General features: G+C 35.3%; 16 protein-coding genes. 14 read left to right on the forward strand and 2 right to left on the reverse strand.

The features are described from left to right. Positions 1-63: 63 nt before the first annotated feature. Together MTO98_RS17760 and MTO98_RS17765 are read right to left on the reverse strand one after the other, a co-directional pair. On the reverse strand, positions 64-1,158 hold the full coding sequence (locus MTO98_RS17760) for a DUF4856 domain-containing protein (protein ID WP_243480229.1): 1,095 nt from the start codon (positions 1,156-1,158) through the stop codon (positions 64-66). A gap of 89 nt (positions 1,159-1,247) precedes the next feature. Further along, positions 1,248-1,880 carry a response regulator transcription factor gene (locus tag MTO98_RS17765; RefSeq protein WP_243480230.1) on the reverse strand — a complete coding sequence of 211 codons (633 nt, stop codon included), beginning with the start codon at positions 1,878-1,880 and terminating at the stop codon, positions 1,248-1,250. A gap of 371 nt (positions 1,881-2,251) precedes the next feature. Here MTO98_RS17765 and MTO98_RS17770 point away from each other — a divergent pair, with 371 nt between their 5' ends. The 14 genes from MTO98_RS17770 (at position 2,252) to MTO98_RS17840 (ending at position 19,328) form a co-directional block, all read left to right on the forward strand. Next, positions 2,252-3,925 (forward strand): capsule assembly Wzi family protein, encoded by a 1,674-nt coding sequence (locus MTO98_RS17770; protein ID WP_243480231.1) that lies wholly within the window; start codon positions 2,252-2,254, stop codon positions 3,923-3,925. Positions 3,926-4,087: 162 nt separating this feature from the next. Beyond that, positions 4,088-6,571 carry an SLBB domain-containing protein gene (locus MTO98_RS17775; protein ID WP_243480232.1) on the forward strand — a complete coding sequence of 828 codons (2,484 nt, stop codon included), beginning with the start codon at positions 4,088-4,090 and terminating at the stop codon, positions 6,569-6,571. A gap of 66 nt (positions 6,572-6,637) precedes the next feature. Further along, positions 6,638-7,699 (forward strand): Wzz/FepE/Etk N-terminal domain-containing protein, encoded by a 1,062-nt coding sequence (locus MTO98_RS17780; RefSeq protein WP_243480233.1) that lies wholly within the window; start codon positions 6,638-6,640, stop codon positions 7,697-7,699. 174 nt (positions 7,700-7,873) lie between these two features. After that, on the forward strand, positions 7,874-8,776 hold the full coding sequence (locus tag MTO98_RS17785; protein ID WP_243480234.1) for a glycosyltransferase family A protein: 903 nt from the start codon (positions 7,874-7,876) through the stop codon (positions 8,774-8,776). A 10-nt stretch (positions 8,777-8,786) separates the two neighbouring features. After that, positions 8,787-10,040 carry a lipopolysaccharide biosynthesis protein gene (locus MTO98_RS17790; RefSeq protein ID WP_243480235.1) on the forward strand — a complete coding sequence of 418 codons (1,254 nt, stop codon included), beginning with the start codon at positions 8,787-8,789 and terminating at the stop codon, positions 10,038-10,040. 3 nt (positions 10,041-10,043) lie between these two features. After that, positions 10,044-10,670: a DapH/DapD/GlmU-related protein gene (locus MTO98_RS34370; protein ID WP_371825379.1), complete on the forward strand. Its 627-nt coding sequence runs from the start codon at positions 10,044-10,046 to the stop codon at positions 10,668-10,670. A gap of 1 nt (position 10,671) precedes the next feature. Then, the gene (locus tag MTO98_RS17805; protein WP_243480236.1) at positions 10,672-11,595 is read left to right on the forward strand and encodes an NAD(P)-dependent oxidoreductase; all 924 of its coding nucleotides are present in this window, start codon (positions 10,672-10,674) and stop codon (positions 11,593-11,595) included. 262 nt (positions 11,596-11,857) lie between these two features. Continuing rightward, positions 11,858-12,772, forward strand: a complete 915-nt coding sequence (locus MTO98_RS17810) for a glycosyltransferase (protein WP_243480237.1) — start codon at positions 11,858-11,860, stop codon at positions 12,770-12,772. A 10-nt stretch (positions 12,773-12,782) separates the two neighbouring features. Next, positions 12,783-13,493 (forward strand): glycosyltransferase, encoded by a 711-nt coding sequence (locus MTO98_RS17815; RefSeq protein WP_243480238.1) that lies wholly within the window; start codon positions 12,783-12,785, stop codon positions 13,491-13,493. Then, positions 13,494-14,309, forward strand: coding sequence for a glycosyltransferase (locus MTO98_RS17820; protein WP_243480239.1), 816 nt, complete (start codon positions 13,494-13,496; stop codon positions 14,307-14,309). Beyond that, positions 14,306-15,601: an O-antigen polymerase gene (locus MTO98_RS17825; protein ID WP_243480240.1), complete on the forward strand. Its 1,296-nt coding sequence runs from the start codon at positions 14,306-14,308 to the stop codon at positions 15,599-15,601. Before MTO98_RS17820 ends, MTO98_RS17825 begins: the two co-directional genes overlap by 4 nt. A 10-nt stretch (positions 15,602-15,611) precedes the next feature. Continuing rightward, positions 15,612-16,769, forward strand: a complete 1,158-nt coding sequence (locus tag MTO98_RS17830; RefSeq protein ID WP_243480241.1) for a glycosyltransferase — start codon at positions 15,612-15,614, stop codon at positions 16,767-16,769. A 1-nt stretch (position 16,770) separates the two neighbouring features. Beyond that, positions 16,771-17,685: a glycosyltransferase family 2 protein gene (locus MTO98_RS17835; protein ID WP_243480242.1), complete on the forward strand. Its 915-nt coding sequence runs from the start codon at positions 16,771-16,773 to the stop codon at positions 17,683-17,685. A gap of 299 nt (positions 17,686-17,984) precedes the next feature. Beyond that, positions 17,985-19,328, forward strand: coding sequence for a sugar transferase (locus MTO98_RS17840; protein WP_243480243.1), 1,344 nt, complete (start codon positions 17,985-17,987; stop codon positions 19,326-19,328). The last annotated feature ends 11 nt before the right edge of the window (positions 19,329-19,339 follow it).

Below are 19,339 nucleotides of genomic sequence, written 5' to 3' on the forward strand. Positions count from 1 at the left end.
GTAGCAAAACCAGCCGCGTAAACTACGGCTGGTTTCATTGTTTAACTTATGAATTAAAGTAGTTTACAAAATGTCTTTTACATTATCGAAGTCGTATTGCTTAGCAACGGCATCCCTGATAGCATTCAGCTGATCAAGAGTGAGATCGTAAAAGTTTTTAGGAAACAGGGCAAGCAGCGCATCAATTTGAGCGTCGGTAATTACCCTTTTTGGATTGTATTTAAGCGAGTAAATAAATCCATAGCACTCAGATAAGCGGCTATTACGGGCAATATTATCATTAATTGACTCCTTAACCTCTTTTACTTCCTGCAAAGCGGCGGCACCAGTTAACCGCTCCATAGCTTGAAGGATAATGGTTGATTGTGCCTGAATAGTTTTTGTATCCTTATGACTTATAGCAGCGCGGCCTTTCAAAAATGCATCCATCAGGATTTTGTTAGCATGAAAACCTGAATCTACCTGAGTACTGTAGCTTCCCCAAAGTACAGGCTTCGGATTGGTTTTATTAGTAGGAAAATCGATTGGCACGCCCCAGTAACCAAATGCCAAATCCCAGGCATGCTCTAAAGCTGTACTTCCGTTAGTAACTGTGGTATTATCAATTGTACCACCGTTAGCAGCATTCATTACGTTAACAATTTGGAAAGTAATTAAGCCACCCATAATTGTTTTATTAAATACTTGGGCATAATTCATCCCGTTTGCGGTTAATGCGTATTTGGTAGCCGCATTAGCCGAACTGGTACCTACACCTGCAACACCCCTTGCAGCTGGTTTACCGGTTTGGCTTACGGCAGTAAGCGTATCAATAAAACGCAAAACATCGGTTTGAAAAGATGCAGCAGTTTGATCTTTCAACTGCAATCCTGATGTATTATAAGCAGCAGTGACAAATGGCGAGCTGGAATTGGCAAACATATTTTTTGCTTTCTGTGCATCTACGGTACCTGTTGTGGCTACCTTTTCAACATTTTGAATTTCCGTGATCATCCCTAAACGGGTAGTAGCATCTGCAAAGTTTGCATTTGAAAAGTTATACGTTGTGGGGATATCGTACGCGATTGGAGCATCGGCTTTGTCGTCAGATTTTTTACAACCCGCAACGACCAAAAGTGAAAGGGCAACCGCGCCCAACGTGGTAAAGTTATTTTTCATAATAAAACGAAGTATTGATTGTTGGCATCAAAATTAGATTTAGTCTAAATAAACACCAATACCTCATTTGAGGTATATTTAAAATCGTTCTAAATAAGATCATTCAAATAACCGATCAGCCAAACTAACTCGGCTGCATTTTTTAAACTGAAGCCAAGCTTTTTTGTGATGTTTTTCCGGTGGGTACGAATGGTATGAAAACTGAGAAATAATTTCTGAGCGATCGCACTATCGGGAAGACCGTCGGCTATCAAATGGATGATTTCCTTTTCACGCGGAGAGAGAGATGGAAGTGATACGGCATCCGTATTCCTGGTAAGCCCTAATACCATCTGCTTACTTTGGTTGCATAAATATTTTTTATTAAGTAAAGCTGCTTGTAGTGAGGCTATAATTTCTTCTTGAGCAGCTGTTTTACACAGCAAATTCTTGATTCCCAGATTCAACATTTTCGTAAGTTCTGGTCTTTGCAAAGTATTATAAGTTACCAGTATTTGCAGTGAAGGGCATTCAGCAACCAGTGACAGATCTTCAAAAGTCAAAATTCCTCCCAAAAATGGATCAATAACGAGCAGATGAGGTTTTAGTTGGTCTATTAGTTTTTTTAAATGTTCGTAATTATCACATGGCTCCACAATAACATTTAAGCCAAGTTCAGAGCTAATTTCGGTAAAGCCTTTTTGCGTAAGAGTCTGTTTATCAATTAAAAGTATTTTTTTCATTTATTTAGTCTCGTTCCAAATACGAAACTGTATACCCTCCCGTTGCCTGTCCACATAAAAAAATATTTTTTAGATTTCGCGGATATTGTAATTATCAATCAGTAAAACAAATACGATTTAATCTGCGCCATGCTGTAATGTTTTGCCCATAGATAACGTATGAGTAATCAAATTGTAGTTTTTTTATTAAACTTTAAAAAACGTTTGGGAATTTTAAAAAAAAGCCGATAATTGTTATTGAAATTATCGTTCAATATACGATATTGATATAAGATTAGTACGAAAGCACCTAAGCCTTAATTAATAGCAATAGAATGATATTTTGATATTACCATTTGGTTAATTATTAATTTCCTAAACCTTTCTTTTTGATGAACATTAGTATAACTATCCGATCCTTACTTACCTTCATTTTACTGAGTTTTGGCACTTCATTAATAAGTTACGGCCAAACCACGCCTGTTGGAAGTTACGCCGAAGAGTTATTGCGCAGAGAACAGGTAGCAGGTAACACCAGCAATAGTTCATCATTTACCATCAGGCCTTTGGCTTCAAATATTGCTGATTCTTCCCTTCAATCATTAATTGCAAGTCGCGAATACGTAAAATTTAATTTTATGGGTATTCCATCTGGCTTACGTATTCTTCCAATCAGTTGGTTAAATGAATATAATGTAAATCGCCCCTACGGTTATAATAACGGTTCATTATATCCAAATGCCGGTTATCAAAGTATGCTGAGCGGAGGTTTCTTCTTAAAAGCAGGGATCCTCAACGTACAGATAAAGCCCGAGTTGGTTTATGCACAAAATAAAAGATTCTCAACTTTTGCAGATATACAGGGCAATAATAATTCGCCGGTGTTAATGAATGCTTATTTCGGCTTGATCAATGGTATCGATGCTCCTGAAAGATTTGGCACGTCTTCATTAAAGCATCTTTATCCGGGGCAGTCAAACATCACTTTAACGTATAAAAGTATTGAAGCCGGTGTATCTACCGAAAATTTATGGTGGGGGCCCGGGATACGAAACTCTATTATGATGAGCAATTCGGCCCCCGGTTTTTTTCATTGGACATTCAACTCAACCAAACCTGTTAAGACGTTAATCGGCTCTTTTGAATGGCAAATTATAGGAGGAAACCTGAAGCAATCCGGCTTCGCTCCAGACGATATAAGCAAATTAACGTACGGAAGCAATCTATATAGCCCAAAGCCCCAAATTACCAGGTATATTTCGGCATATAGCGTGAATTGGCAACCGAAATGGCTAAAGGGACTATATCTTGGCGCTTCTGCGTATGATTATCTTGACAAAGACTCTGTTTATCATAATAAAAATATTATCCGTAAAATAATTCCTGTTGTTATAGGTTCATCTGTTAAAGCAAATGACATTAATAATGGACAAAACGGCGATCAACAGGACTTTGCATATGCGCTTAATATCAGGCAGCTACTGCCCTTGTACAAAGCTGAACTTTACTTTGAATGGGCACGTAATGACCGCACAGGAAGTCTGTCAGATTTTCTTGAAGAACCTGAACATTCGGCAGCCTATACATTGGGTGGTCGCAAGTTATTTGAACTTAGTCGCGGAGGCTTTATACAAATTAAATCAGAAATAACGCACCTACAACGAGCCCAAACTTATTTGTTACGTGACGAGCCGCTATGGTACGCCCATGGAGTAAGCCCAAGAGACGGCTATACCAATTATGGCAGATATGTCGGCGCCGGAATTGGCCCAGGAAGCAACAGCTTTATTTTTGACATAAGTTACCTTAAAAACTACAATTCATACGGTATTATGCTGGAAAGGCAATTACATAACAATGATTTATATTATCAGGCTTTTGCCGGAACCGGAATTTATAACCTGCACTGGGTAGATATTGCCAGTACGTTTTATACAAATTTGAAATTTAAAAACTACCTGCTTTCTGCTGAAGCTACACCGGTTTACACGCTAAATTATCAATATAGAAATGGTTCGAGTTTTAATTTACATGCAAGGATTAACTTCACTTATTTTTTTAATTAATGAAAAACTCCGGCCGCAAATTTCAGCTTATCAACCCATCTATTAGTTATAGTACAAATTAAAAAAATTACTTTGTTCCCTAAAACGGGAAATTGGTTTACTTTTGCAGAAAATAATATCATTTATTAGAGTGTTATTTTTATGCTCTGATAGTTTTTAAATATGAACAGACTTCGCCTTTTTTTATTATTAATTGCCATACTTAGCTTAGGAGCAATAACTAATATTACCGCCCAAACTAATTTGCAAAATATTTCATCAATTAACATCGACGATCTGTCAGATCAGCAAGTTATTCAGTTGCTTCAACAGGCTCAAAAAGCTGGTTTAACTGACACCGAGTTGCTACAACAGGCCCAAAGCCGTGGAATGTCGGCTGCACAAGTTCAAAAATTGGAAACTAGGATAAAAAAATTAAGAACTAAGAGCAGCGGTTCGTCCAATTCCCAACCCGATTCAACATTTACTCAGCAGGGAAGACAGCTCAATTATAAACCAGATACAGCGGATACACTTTATACAAATAAGGATTTGTTTGAAAGTTTAAGACCTAAAATTTTTGGTGCCGATATTTTTAAAAATAAAAATAGTTCATTCGAACCCAATCTTAAGCTGGCAACTCCATTAAATTATATTATTGGACCAAATGATCAGCTCAACATCAGCGTTTACGGCAGTTCATTAGTAAACTGGAAGCTGGAAGTATCACCAGAGGGAAACATAAATATCCCGGGGGTTGGTATTTTAAATGTAGGCAGCAAAACCATTGAACAAGCTACTACTTTGATAAAAAGCAGGCTTACTGCAAATAATTATGCTGTTGGCCGCGGAACAAGCGTACAGGTTACACTTGGCAACATCCGCAGCATTCAGGTAATTATCATTGGACAGGTAGCCAAGCCGGGCACATATACCCTACCCTCTCTTGCTACTGTTTTCAATGCATTGTATACAGCCGGCGGCCCTAACGATAACGGAAGTTTAAGACAGATAGAGATCATCAGGAACAATCGAATTATCAGGCACTTGGATGTTTACGATTTCCTGTTAAAAGGCGATCAAAAAAATAACATTACCTTGCAAGATCAAGATATTGTACGCGTGCCAACTTATCGTACAAGGGTGCAACTTGTTGGCCAAGTTAAAATACCCGCGCTATTTGAAGTTTTACCGGGAGAAAGCCTTGACAATGTTTTAAATTTTGCCGGAGGCTTCACCGATAGCGCATATACCGCAAGGATCAAAGTATCACAGGTTAGTGACCAGCAACGTAAAATAACAGACGTATTAGAAGCCGACTATAAAAATTATATTCCATTACGAGGCGATAAATACACCATTGAATCTATTATATATAGATTTGAAAATCGGGTTGTAATAAAAGGAGCGGTTTTCAGGCCTGGCGATTATGAACTGCAAAATGGGCTAACATTACTTCAGTTAATTGATAAGGCTGCGGGATTAAAAGAAGATGCGTTTACTGAGCGAGGTACAATCACCCGCCTGAAACCTGATAACAATACCGAGATAATAGGCTTTAACGTTAAAGATGTTATTAATAAAACGGTAAACATATCTTTACAACGGGAAGATATTGTTAATATCTCGTCGATATTTGACTTGCGTGATAAGTATACGGTCACTATCAATGGAAATGTTAGAAAACCTGGAAAATTTGCCTTTTCGGAAAACATGAAGGTAGAAGACCTAATCTTAGAAGCCGGTGGTTTTGCTGAAGGAGCAAGCACAAATCGGATTGAAGTAGCACGGAGAGTAACGGATGCGGATCCTTCCTCAAAAAACAGTTCGGTTTCACAAGTTTTCAGTGTAAATATCGACGGCAATCTGAAACCAGCCGATGCTAATTTCGTACTTACCCCTTTTGATATTGTTTCTGTTTACAGCCTACCTGGCTATGAAAAACAAAAGACGGTGAAAGTTGAAGGAGAAGTTTTATATCCCGGCTCATACACCATCAAAAGTAAAAACGAAAAAATATCTGATCTGATTGCCAGGGCTGGGGGACTTACTGCCTCGGCAGATGCAGCAGGGGGATCTCTAAAACGTGACAATTTTGCAATATTGGGTATTGATAAAAATAAAACTGATACTGCTTCAATCAACGCAGAGCGTTACGCCCGGATCAACAGACTTAAAAAATCTTACAAAGACTCAACAAATACAACAACCGATACAGTGCAATTGAGAAATAATTATGTTGGTATCGAATTGGATAAGATCCTGAAATCGCCAGGATCAAAAACGGATTTGCTTTTAGAAAACGGAGATGTTATCAGGGTTCCTAAACAGCAACAGGTTGTTCGTGTTAATGGGCAGGTACTTTATCCAAGCGCGGTAGTTTTTGATAAGTCGAAATCGTTTAACGATTTCGTTTCAAATGCGGGCGGTTACGGGCCGGACGCGTTGAGACGCGGCGCATACGTGGTTTACCCTAACGGAACTGTAAAAGGCACACGTAAATTTTTATTCTTTAATAAACACCCTTCGGTGAAACCGGGCAGTGAAATATATGTTCCTAAAAAATCAGAAAGCAAGGGTAATACAGCTCAAACCATTTTAGGGTTCACTACCGGGCTTGCCTCATTAGGGGCCATTATTTTGGGGATTTTAAGTTTGAACAGATAACAGCTAAGGTTATTTATAATACTCATTTATTAATTTATTAAAAACAGTTAAGTATTTTAAACCAAAATGGATAAAACAATAGACTCCACTGAAATTTCCATTAAAGAAATTGTAGTTAAAATCAGAAAGGGTTTAAGGTATATCGTATTAAGATGGAAGCTTATTATTGCTTTTGGTATAATAGGAGGCGCATTAGGGCTAACATATGCGTTAATCAAAAAAACTACTTATAAAGCGATATCTACATTTGTTTTGGAAGATGGCAGTAAATCGGCTGCATTGGGTCAATATGCCGGTTTGGCGTCACTCGCAGGTATTGATTTAAATGGCGGAGGTGGTGGGATCTTCCAAGGAGATAACATTATTGAATTATATAAGTCAAGGTTAATGTTAGAAAAAACATTGTTAAGTGAAGTTACTATGGTTGGCAAAAAACAATTGCTAATCGACAGGTATATCGAATTTAATAAATTGAGAAAAGTATGGAAGCAAAATGACCATATTGATACTATATCATTTATTGGTAGTGCAGATAAATTTACAAGATTACAAGACAGTATAATTTCAACTATAGTTGATGTGTTTAACAAAAAATTATTAGCTGTAAGTAAACTTGATAAGAAGCTAAATATTATCGTTGTTCAGGTAGAAAGTGAAGATGAGTTGTTTTCAAAGGCCTTTAATTTAAAACTTGTAGAAACGGTAAATAACTTTTACTCTGTAACAAAAACTAAAAAAAGCAACCAAAATGTAGTTATACTGCAGCGCCAGGCTGATAGTGTAAAAGCCGTTTTAAATAGTTCTATCAATGGAGTAGCATCTGCCATCGATGCAAACCCTAATGCAAACCCTCAGCTTTTGATATTGAAAGTGCCATCTCAAAGAAAACAGGTAGATGTCCAGGCAAGTACAGCTATATATGCCGAAATAACCAAAAATTTAGAATTATCTAAAATATCACTAAGGCAGGATATTCCATTGATTCAGATAATTGATGAACCAGTATTGCCATTGCCTAAAAATAAAGTTGGTAAGCTAAAGGGAATTATATTGGGTGGATTGTTGGGTGGTTTTTTATCCATATCATTTATTTTAACTAAAAAGACATTCAAAAATTTATTGGCTTGATTTGCTTTTTTAAGCCATATTACCCATAAGAATAATAAATGAAGTGATTTATTTATATGTTAGTTTTACCTTTGAGGTAACCGTAAACCCACCGATGGAGTAATATTATTTTTATTAGAAAAGTTAAATCTCTCACCAATTAATAATGCTTATACGATATTTCAAATTGCAATTATGCTAAATGAATTAACCTTAGTGATTCCCACTTATAACAGGAATGACTATTTGATAAAAATTTTAGAAAGTATACCTCATAATGTAAATGTAGTGGTAGGAGATAATGGAGGAGCTGTTACAAAAGATATTGTTGATCGATATCCAAGTTTCTCTTTTTTACGCCCGGATAAAAAACTTGAGATGTTTGAAAATTGGAACTTTTGTATCAATAATGTCAAAACAAAATGGTTTATCATACCATCTGACGATGATTTATATTATCCGGATTCATTTAAAAAAATAGACATGGCTTTAAACAGCTATCCGGAAGCCAACATAATCATATTTGGTCACAATGTTATAAATGAACATGATGAGGTATTGTCTACCTGGCAATCGGCGGGCAATAATATCCTGACACAACCCAAAGGTTATGAATATTTCAAGTATGATGTAAAAGCAAGGTTGCCAAGTATTGTTTTTGAAACAGAGACTGCGAGATCATACGGACTGTTTGATGAAACTTATGTATATACGGCTGCCGATAGCTTATTAATTCAAAAAATCATGTTGTATGGTAAAGCGGTAATATTAACTGATGTTATATCGGCGTATCGGGTGTGGAAGGATAATATCACAAGCAGGTATACTGCCACGAAAGATTGGCTCTCAAAAATAGACAGATGGCAAGATGAAATATTGCAACACGTTAAAGTATTTTATGAAAAAAATGATCTTAAAATTAACATCTCGTCTATAAAAGATGAAGTTTACGCAAGTAATTTAATGCAAGGAATAATTAATAAAAAAGCAAAATCAAACAGGAAGGACTTATATGACTTTGTAAAAAGTGTTAGATTTCCGTGGAAAGCAAAATTTATCACCAAGCTTAGAATCGTCAAAGCTTTATTAATCGCATAAAATTATCATCGTGCTTAAATCTATTTTGGGTTCTACCATCTTTAAGTTGTCGTCTGCAGCAATTTCCTTTGTTACGGTTCCATTGCTATTAAAAACATTAGGAACCAACAACTATGCTGTGTGGGTAACGTTAACGGCTTTATTATCATGGCTTAATCTTTTTGATTTTGGATCGGGGTACAGTTTAAAAAACAAGGTTACTGAATCACAGGCGAATGATAAAAAAGAAAATATTGATGGATTAATTGCCGGAACATTACAATTTTATATAATAGTATCCTTTTTTTTAATATTGCTTTTTGTAGGCTCTACCTTTTTTGTCAATATATTTAAAACACATTTATTTCTGGCATATATTGTTTACATGCCTATAATACTTTCTTTCCCTTTTACATTAGGACATTTCATAATTCAGGGGGTAAGGAAATTTAATTTATTTAATTCTATACTATTTATCCAGAATATTATTTGGTTGGTAGTTTTGATGATGTATAAATATAATTTTTTTGAAGTAAGTATATATAAGTTAGCTTCTTGTTATAGCGGCCTTTATGTAATAGCAAATTTCTCTATTATATTTTTTGCGTTGAGAAATGTTCAATTTAACTGGAAACAGGTTTTTGATTATAAAAATTTTATATCGTCAAAGGCTTCATTGTTGGTTGGAACAAGGTTTTTTTTATTGCAGGTTTCATCTTTGTTCCTATATTCAATAGGCAACATATTAACTTACAATAATCTATCGCTAAAAAATGTAGCACAATATGATACTGTTAACAAAGTTTTTTTATTGGGAATGACAATTTTTAATGTTGTAATTTCTGTTTTCTGGACAGAAATTTCACATGCTAAAGCTTTAGGCGATAAAGCTAAACTTATAAAAAAATTTAATCAACTTTTATTGTGTGCTTCGGTTTTTAGTATTGGTACTTGCGGCATCATATTTATAATTCCAACCTTAGTAAGTTTGTGGACAAATAAAGCAATAGTGATCAACAATGTTAAAGATCTCTATCCTTTTGCCTTATTATTTATCGTGCAAGTATTTTCGTATTGCGGCGCAGTTTTTTTAAATGCATTCGAAAAGCTTAAAGGTCAAATCATATTATCGGTTATAGCTTCAGTATTGATGATTCCTTTATGTAAATTATTATTTAATTTATCAATGGGCATTGGGTCAGTACCATTAGCATCTGCGATACTAACCATCCCCACGCTTTTATTCGTTATTTATAAATCAAAAATTTGTATTAACAAAATTTAATCAATGATAGGAGTTATAATAAGGAAGATTAAGCATTTAATGTTTTTAAGGAGGGTGAGAAAGGCAAAGCGCTATTTAACAGCAGGCAATTCGCATTTTTTTGAAAATTTCAGACTAAATATTGGAATGCCGATCAAAAATAAGATCTACCTAAAAATTGGCAATGATTCAAGCTTGGATTGTACTGTGATATTCGAGTCGGAAACAGGTGAAGTTAGTGTTGGTAATAGATGTTTTATTGGTGCCAGTACCATCATTTGCAAATCAAAAATTGAATTTGAAGATGACGTATTTGTAGCCTGGGGTACATACTTTTATGACCACGATTCGCATTCTATCGATTATCGGGAGCGTGAAAAGGACATTACAGCACAATTAAAAGATTACAGAGAAGGCCGTGGCTTTATAGAGAGTAAAAACTGGTCGGTTGTTAATACCAAAGCCATCAAAGTTGGTTCAAATGCATGGATAGGAATGAATTGCATAATTTTGAAAGGCGTAAGCATAGGAGAAGGTGCTATTGTTGGGGCAGGAAGTGTTGTTACCAAAGACGTAGCGCCATGGACAATTGTTGGCGGAAACCCCGCCAAGGTTATTAAAGAAATTCCAATAGAATTGAGAAAGGCGTAAAATGAAGAAAGTTCTTATAACCGGAGCATATGGTTTTTTAGGAAGATATACAGCTAAATCATTTAATAAAGCTGGCTATCATGTGAGTGGCATAGGGCATGGAAAGTGGCACAAGTATGAATACACCAAATGGGGTATCGATGATTGGTTTGAATCTACAATTACTTTTGAAGCATTGATAAATATCAACAAGAGTTTTGATACGATAGTGCACTGTGGAGGTAGCGGATCTGTAGCTTTTTCCTACCAAAATCCATTTGAAGATTTCCAAAAAAGTGTTCAAAGCACTTTAGCTTTGTTGGAGTATATACGCTTACAGGGTAAACCGTGTCATTTTATTTACCCTTCAAGCCCCGCGGTTCAAGGTGATGTTGGAGATAAAAAAATTAGTGAAGATGATCCTTCCGACCCTGTTTCACCATATGGTTTTCATAAAAAAGCGGCAGAAGAATTATGTTTCTCGTACAGCAAAAACTTCGGTTTGAAGGTTTCGATAATCCGTTACTTTTCTATTTACGGTGCCGGGTTACAAAAACAACTGTTATGGGACGCCTGTATGAAAATAAAAAACTCAAACGGAGACGTTACATTTTTTGGCACAGGAGAAGAGACACGCGACTGGCTGTATATTACCGATGCATCAGCTTTGGTATTGGCAGTAGCCACCCATGAAACAAAAAAAATAAATATCATAAACGGAGGTTCGGGTGTCAGAACAACGGTTGCTGAAACTATAAATATGTTAGTAAAAGCTTATGATAAGCAGGTAAATATTAATTTTAATCAAGATGTAAAAATAGGAGATCCCAGATTTTATCACGCCGATATTTCAAAGGCCTTAAACCTGGTATGGTCGCCTCGGATTGATGTAAAAGATGGAATTTCACGGTATGTAAATTATTTTAAAGAGTTACATAATGATTAGGGTTGCGTTTTTGATAAATTTTTCAAAGGAATATAAAGGTGGCATCAATTATATTAAGAACTTACTATACACAAATTCGGTAACTAAGTTCCCCGATCTGGAATTTTATGTTATTGTGCCTTCAAATATTGAGCAGGAATATGTGGACATGTTTTCGCCATATGCAAAAGTAGTTTATACTGATATATTTAAAAGTTATACCATTCCCTGGTTTTTAAACAAAGCCTTCAACCGGACTTTTAAATATCAACTGCCTTTATATTTGCTTTTTAAAAAGCATCAGATCAATATCGTTTCACATTCCTTTTTTTGGGGTAAGTATAAATCGCTAAAACTCATCAATTGGATTCCCGATTTTCAGCGACTGCATTTTCCGGAACTCTGGACGCAGAAACAATTGGATAACATCACCAATATCGACCAGAATATAGTTAACTATAGTGACATCGTTATTTTAAGCAGCTACGATGCATTAAACGACTATAAAAAGTTTGCACCCACAGAAATAAATAAAGCGAGGGTGTTGCAGTTTGTATCGCAACCGGGAGAAATTACAGGGGTTGATGAATTATATCTCGAAATAAAAAAGAAATACGATTTGTCAGATGGCTTCTTTTATTTGCCTAATCAATTTTGGTCGCATAAAAACCATATGGTTGTCCTTAAGGCGATTAATTTACTTGTAAAAGAAGGATTAAACCCAGTAGTTGTAACAACCGGCGTAATGCATGATTTTAGAGGTAATAACAGGAATATTGAGCTAATTAAAGAATTTATTGCAGAAAATAGCCTTGAAAAAAACATATTACTGTTAGGTTTAATTCCATACAATGAAGTTTTGGTGTTAATGCGTAAATGTAAAGCAGTAATTAACCCTTCATTTTTTGAAGGCTGGAGTTCAACTGTTGAAGAAGCAAAGAGCATTGGCAAAACGGTTGTTATTTCAGATATTCCTGTCCATCGCGAACAAAATCCACCTAAAGCATTTTATTTCCCCTCCACTGATGAAAATCTGCTTGCCGGTATTTTGAAAAATATCTTAAATGACAGAGCCTTGGACTCAACCGATGTATCCTCACAATTGAAAGAGGAGCTCAAAAGTGATCTGCTGAGACGTACAATAGCTTTTTCTGAAAACTATTACAACATTGTAAAGGATTTAATAGATAAAAATTAGAGGATTGGTAATGCCAAACAAGCCATTGATATCTGTTATTACAGTAACATATAATGCCGCCGGTTCCATTGAAGAAACGATAAAATCAGTTATCGAAAAAAAAGGATCGGGAAATGAATTCATAATCATAGATGGTGGTTCTGCGGATGGCACAATTGAAATTATAAAAAAGTACAAAGAGCATATTAATTACTGGACGAGCGAGCCGGATAAAGGGATATATGATGCGATGAATAAAGGTATTAATGTGGCAACGGGAGCTTATCTATACTTTATTAACGCAGGCGATCTGCTCCTTGGGCTACCTATTGATGTTTTAAGCGGACAGGAAGCTTGCGCAGCAAAACTTCTCGCTTTTCCGGTTTTGGATTCAAGCCATAAATTAAGATTACCTGCTATCAATTCAAGTATAAAAATAAGGAACCTTTTGCCTCATCAAGGTTGCTTTTATAAACGCGATTTAAATATTCAGTATAGCTTAAAGTTTAAGGTTTTCTCAGATTTTGACCTTAATCAGAAACTTTATAGTCAAAAATATCCGATAAAGGTATTTAACGAGCCTGTGGTGGCAACACATGAGCTTAGCGGGATTTCGCATGACAAACGTTATGGGAAAGAAATTTTCAAAGTAGTAGAAGGTAACTTCGGCCCTATTTACAAGTTTTTGTCCTTTGTTTATTTTAAAATGGATGGTTTATACAACCGTATTAAAAGCTTATAAATGATGATTAATATACTGGTTGTAATTTATAATAAAAGCTTTTCTGAGTCAAAGACTTTGGTTGCAATTGAAGCGACTGCAAAGACCGGGCTTCTCAAACCGTTTAAATTACTAATATGGGATAACAGTCCTGTTAAAATTAACGAGGTTGAGTTAGATCAATTGAAAGGGCATTTACAGGATATTACAGTAATCCATACGCCTGAAAACCTACCCCTATCCAAAATTTATAACAGGGTGATAGATCATCACATAAACTCTGATGATTATTTAATGTTATTGGATCACGATACTTTTGTAACTGAGAAATATTTCCTTGAAATTATCGACAAGATTAATGGTCAGGATTCGCCAGATTTATTACTTCCTAGAATTTTGGTAAATGGTAACATTGAAAGTCCGGCCCTTCAATATGTTTTATTTGCCAAAAGATGGAAGGAAGATTTACCCGGCTATTATGATACAAAGCATGTTACAGCAATTAACAGTGGTATGGTAATTTCTGCAAGATTCTTTTCCAGTGGTTTTAGATATGATGAGCGTTTGCTTTTTTATGGAACCGATACTTATATGATGTATAAATATAGCGGAGATAATAAAAAGTTTTACTTACTCAATACAAGTTTAAAACATGATTTAAACTTATTGAGTAATCCATCTGTTACACAAAAAGCAAAGGTTTTTAGAGCTATAAAGCAGGCAAATTTAATTGTATATTCATCAAGCAGGTGGTATTCTGTTTTAACACGTATTAATAACTTGATTATAGCAGTTAAATACGTGGTTAAGTATAGGAGTTTAATCTTTTTTAAATGATAGAGTCGTTTGCTGATTTAGGTATAATCTGTTTGCAAACTCTTTTCATTTTTGCAATATCCTTTCTTATATACAGAAAGTATATCATTTCTCTGTTTGATCCTTTGTTTTTCTTCCTGATAACTCAGGCCTTCTCCGTTGAAATGGCTTTACTTCAAATTACCTACACACCTTATCTTGTTAATTTTTTACTGTGTGTGGTTTGTTTGAATATTGGCTTTCTCTTAAACAGGCCCAGGGTTAAGGAAATTGATGATAGCAATTTTGTTTACTCCGATGAGCTGTTAAAATTTGTAAACTACTTCAATCTATTCGCATTTATAATTATTGTAGCGGCCAACCTGGTTTTGATTTCTCAAAAGGGTCTTGCCTTGTTAAGCGATGACCCAAGTTTGGCAAAGTTTTCGAATTTTGATGAAGGAGGTGGATTTGGCGCTGTCAGAAGGATTAACTGGGGACTACTGAACTTGGTGTTTGTCAGTTTACTTTTTACATACATGCGCACCAACAGAAAAAGGAATCTCATCATGTTGTTCGTATTGTTCCTCATTTCAATGACATCGGGAGCCAAAGGGGTTGTTTTAACTTTTGTCTCGTTGATCAGCTTATTGGGGATATTTAAGAAAACACAGGTAATGTCATCTTTTAAAAAGATAAACAGGGCAAAGATTCCTCTCCTGGTAGTGGGATTTATTTTCGCCATATTTATATTAATTAAAGGAGGTGGTGATAACGCCTCCATACAAGATGGCTTAATTAAACTGGGAATTAGGTTTTTATATTTTGGTGATGCTATAATCTATTATTATGAGCCTTCAACCGTTGCCCATTTTCAAAGCTATAACTTTATTGATTTTTTAAGCTACCACTTTAACTCTATTTTAGGCTTTTTAAGGATAGTAGATTATAAGCTTCCACTGGGGAACGATTTGTTGTTGTATTATATTAAGAGCTCAGACGATACGGGCCTGTCAATCGGGCCAAACACCCCTTACTATATAAGCGGACATATATTTTTTGGAGCTTTCGGTGCCTTAATTTATTCTTTTGTTACTGGCTTGATATTTGGTTTTGTTCGAAGAAAATTTTTTTCAATGGATAAAATGAAACTCAACTTCCTGATGGCAATTGGTATTATATTTTTAAATCTGTTAATTACCTCGTTTCCTCAAGATGCACAACTTATGATTTCTATGCTGTTTGATACCATTGTTTTTGCCAGTTTACCAATTATCCTGTCCGTTATGTTTTGCTATTCTTCCTTTAATCAAAAAACAAAAACAGCCGAATAGGTATCCACATATGTTCAAAATAGTCATTTCAGGGGTAAACCTTGTTGAAGGAGGTATATTAAGTATACTTCAAGATTCATTAAAATCAATATCAAAAATTAAAAAACAACATGAACTTGAGGTCACTGTTTTGATACATGATTTAAAGCTTCTTGATGACGATATAGATAAAAACCGTTTTAATTTTATTGAGTATCCTGAAGTTAAGTCGTCTTGGCTCAAGCGTGTAAAATTTGAATATATTGAGAGTAAGGAGATATCAAACCAACTGAAACCGGATCTTTGGATCTCGCTGCATGACATTACACCGAATGTTAATTGTAAATTTCAAGTTGTTTATTGTCACAACCCTTCTGTTTTTTATAAACTGGATGTAAAGCGTTTTTTTTACGATATTAAATTTTCATTGTTTTGCATTTTTTACCGTTACCTGTATCAGATAAACATTAAAAAAAATGCATACGTGATAGTTCAGCAAAATTGGATCAGGAAAGCTTTCGGCGCGATGTATGGTGTTAATACTATAGTGGCCTATCCTATCCAGACAAAGTACATAAATGAACCAATAGCTTTAAATGAAGAGCCACTTGGTATCGATATGAATAAAAAGATCTTCTTTTTTCCATCAATACCAAGAATATTTAAAAACTTCGAAGTCGTATGCAGAGCAGCTGAGCTTCTGGAAAAAAAAACAGCGAATTTTGAATTAGTCATTACATTAAATGGCTCCGAGAATAAATACGCCAGTTCCATTTTTGAAAGATATGGCCACGTAAAGAGTATAAAATTCATAGGCATACAGAAACGCACTGTGGTTAATGAGCTATATGCAAAAACAGATTGCTTACTATTTCCATCTAAATTAGAAACATGGGGATTGCCGCTTTCTGAGTTCCGATCATTCAATAAGCCTATAATAGTATCCGATTCGCCATATGCCCATGAAAATGTGGGTAATTATGAAAAAGCAAAATTCTTTGATCCAAATAATGCCGAAGAATTGGCAGAATATATGTTTCTGTTTATGAAAGGTGAACTAACTTTTGATAAACAATCGGTTACAATTCCAGATCAGCCATTTTTTAATAATTGGGATAGCCTTTTGTCTTTCCTGATAGGTAAAGCAAAAGAAAAAGCTTCAGTACGTGAGGCTAAAATCGTAAAGTAAAATGAAATTAAATATAAGTCTACTTATTCCTACTTTAAACGCCGGGGAGCTCTGGCCACAGGTTTTGCAAAGCGTGAACGATCAGGATATCGAACTCGCGGATAAAATAATTGTGGATTCTGGTTCAAGAGATAACACGGTAGTCATTGCTCAGCAATTTGGATTCAAAATTATAAACATAAGCAAATCCGAATTTAACCACGGAGGTACGAGGCAGTTACTGGTCAATGCTGTCCCCAATGCAGATATTTGCATATTCATAACTCAAGATGCTATTTTAGCCTCGCCGCAAAGCCTTACCAATATAGTTAATGTGTTTAGCGATCCTGAAATAGGCATGGCATATGGCAGACAGCTTCCTCATAAAAATGCCCAAATATTAGAAAGCCATGCCCGTTTATATAACTATCCGGATAAGTCACATGTCCGGACGCCTGATGACATAGCAAAAATGGGGTTCAAGGTGTTTTTTTGTTCCAATTCATTTTCGGCCTACAAACGTGATGCGCTCCTGGCAATTGGAGGCTTCTCATCAGATGCGATTATGGGCGAAGATGCGATTGTTGCGGCTAAAATGCTGGTTGCCGGATATAAAAAAGCCTACGTTGCAGATGCAACTGCACATCATTCCCATACCTATACATTTCTTCAGGAATTCAGGCGGTATTTTGACACCAGGGTTTTTCACGAACAAAACAAATGGCTAATAAATGATTTTGGGAAACCAACCGGCGAGGGTATTAAATTTATGAAAGCTGAATTAAACTATGTTGTAAAACACAAGAAAAGCAGGATATTCAAATCAATCTTTTCTTTGGGCGCAAAATGGTTAGGCTATAAAACCGGTAAATTTTATAAAAAGCTTCCAGCATCGGTGCTTAAAAAATTGTCTATGCATTCATATTATTGGAAATAACAGATTATTGGCTTGAGGCTTCTTTTTATTAAGATTTACCACCTGCTGCGTTTAGAAATTGTTATTTAATTACAAAGAAATGAATTAACCCACTTCTACCCTTTCATTAAACTCATTTAAAAATGAGTTGCTTATCCATTTCCCCAAAAAAAATAAAATAAAACAGAAAAAAAATAGTTCTTAACTGTAGCGTTCATCGTAAAGATCCCGTAATTGAGTTTAACAAATGTTGATTTTATTTAAAATAAAATTGTTTTAGTAAAAAATTTTATATTTGCATAACTTAACCTTGATCGCAAATGCGCTATTCGAAAATACTTCAACCATTTACATTTTTTTGTGATCTACTCTTATTAAACATCGCCCTGCAGTGTGCTCACCTATTTATATTCACGTTCTATTCGTCAGAAATACAATCGACTGATTTTTTATTATTAGTTAATTTAACCTGGATCACCATTGCTTCGGTGACAAAAAATTACACTATAAAAAGGCCGTTAACGCTCAGTGATAATCTGAGTAAATTCATGACCTCCATGGTATATCACCTGGTTATGGTTCTTGGTATAGTATACTTTTTTAAACTTTATGAGGTAAGCAGAATGGTTATGTTTTGCACCTATCTTTTGTTTTTTATCTTGATAGTCACACAGCGTTCTTTGATTTTTTTTACACTTGATTATATCCGTAAAAAAGGATATAATATCAAGCATGTAATCATAGTTGGTAACGCCGATATTGTTAATCGTGTAAAGAAATCATTTTCAAGGCATCCGGAATATGGTTACAACTTCATCACAACCATATCTGAAGAAGTCATTGAAACCCAGCCCCATGAGATGCTATTCGATAAAATACTTGAAGCCAGACCTGATGAAGCTTTTGTATGCTACAAATACATGGATCAGTCTTTATTGAATAAATTGGTGTACCTGGGCGACCAGCACTCCATTAAAATTAAACTGGTTTCGGATCTTGTACTGGATAACAGCTATGCCAGCATCGTGAATTATGAAAACCTTCCGGTAATACAACTTTCTTCTTCAATTGAGCTTAGCTTCAAGATCGTTTTGTTTAAACGGTGTTTTGATATTTTGTTTTCTCTTTTGGTAATGATCCCGGGGCTTCCAGTGTTTATTGCCTTAGCCATAATAACTAAACTGACTTCAAAGGGCCCTATATTTTATCGTCAGGAAAGAATTGGGAGAAATCACAAACCATTCAGGATGTATAAATTCAGAAGCATGTTTGTAAATTCAGAACAGGCTGTGCCTATGCTTTCAAAAGATAGAGATCCCCGGATCACCAAATGGGGTTTGTTTTTACGCAAATCAAGATTAGATGAATTGCCGCAATTCTGGAATGTTTTAAAAGGTGACATGTCTATTGTAGGACCGAGACCAGAACGTCAGTATTTTATTGAGCAACTCATAGAGAAATCTCCAAATTACCATAAGTTGTTCAAACTTAAACCAGGCCTCACCTCTATTGGCCAGGTAAATTATGGTTATGCCGAAAATGTTCAGGAAATGCGCGACCGCGTACGTTATGACCTGATCTATTTAAAAAACATCAACTTCAATAACGACTTGAGCATAATTTTCCAAACCATAAAAGTGATGGTTCAGCTTAAAGGAAAATAAAATAACAAATA

This window comes from Mucilaginibacter sp. SMC90 (assembly GCF_022811725.1).
Taxonomy (GTDB): Bacteria; Bacteroidota; Bacteroidia; order Sphingobacteriales; family Sphingobacteriaceae; genus Mucilaginibacter.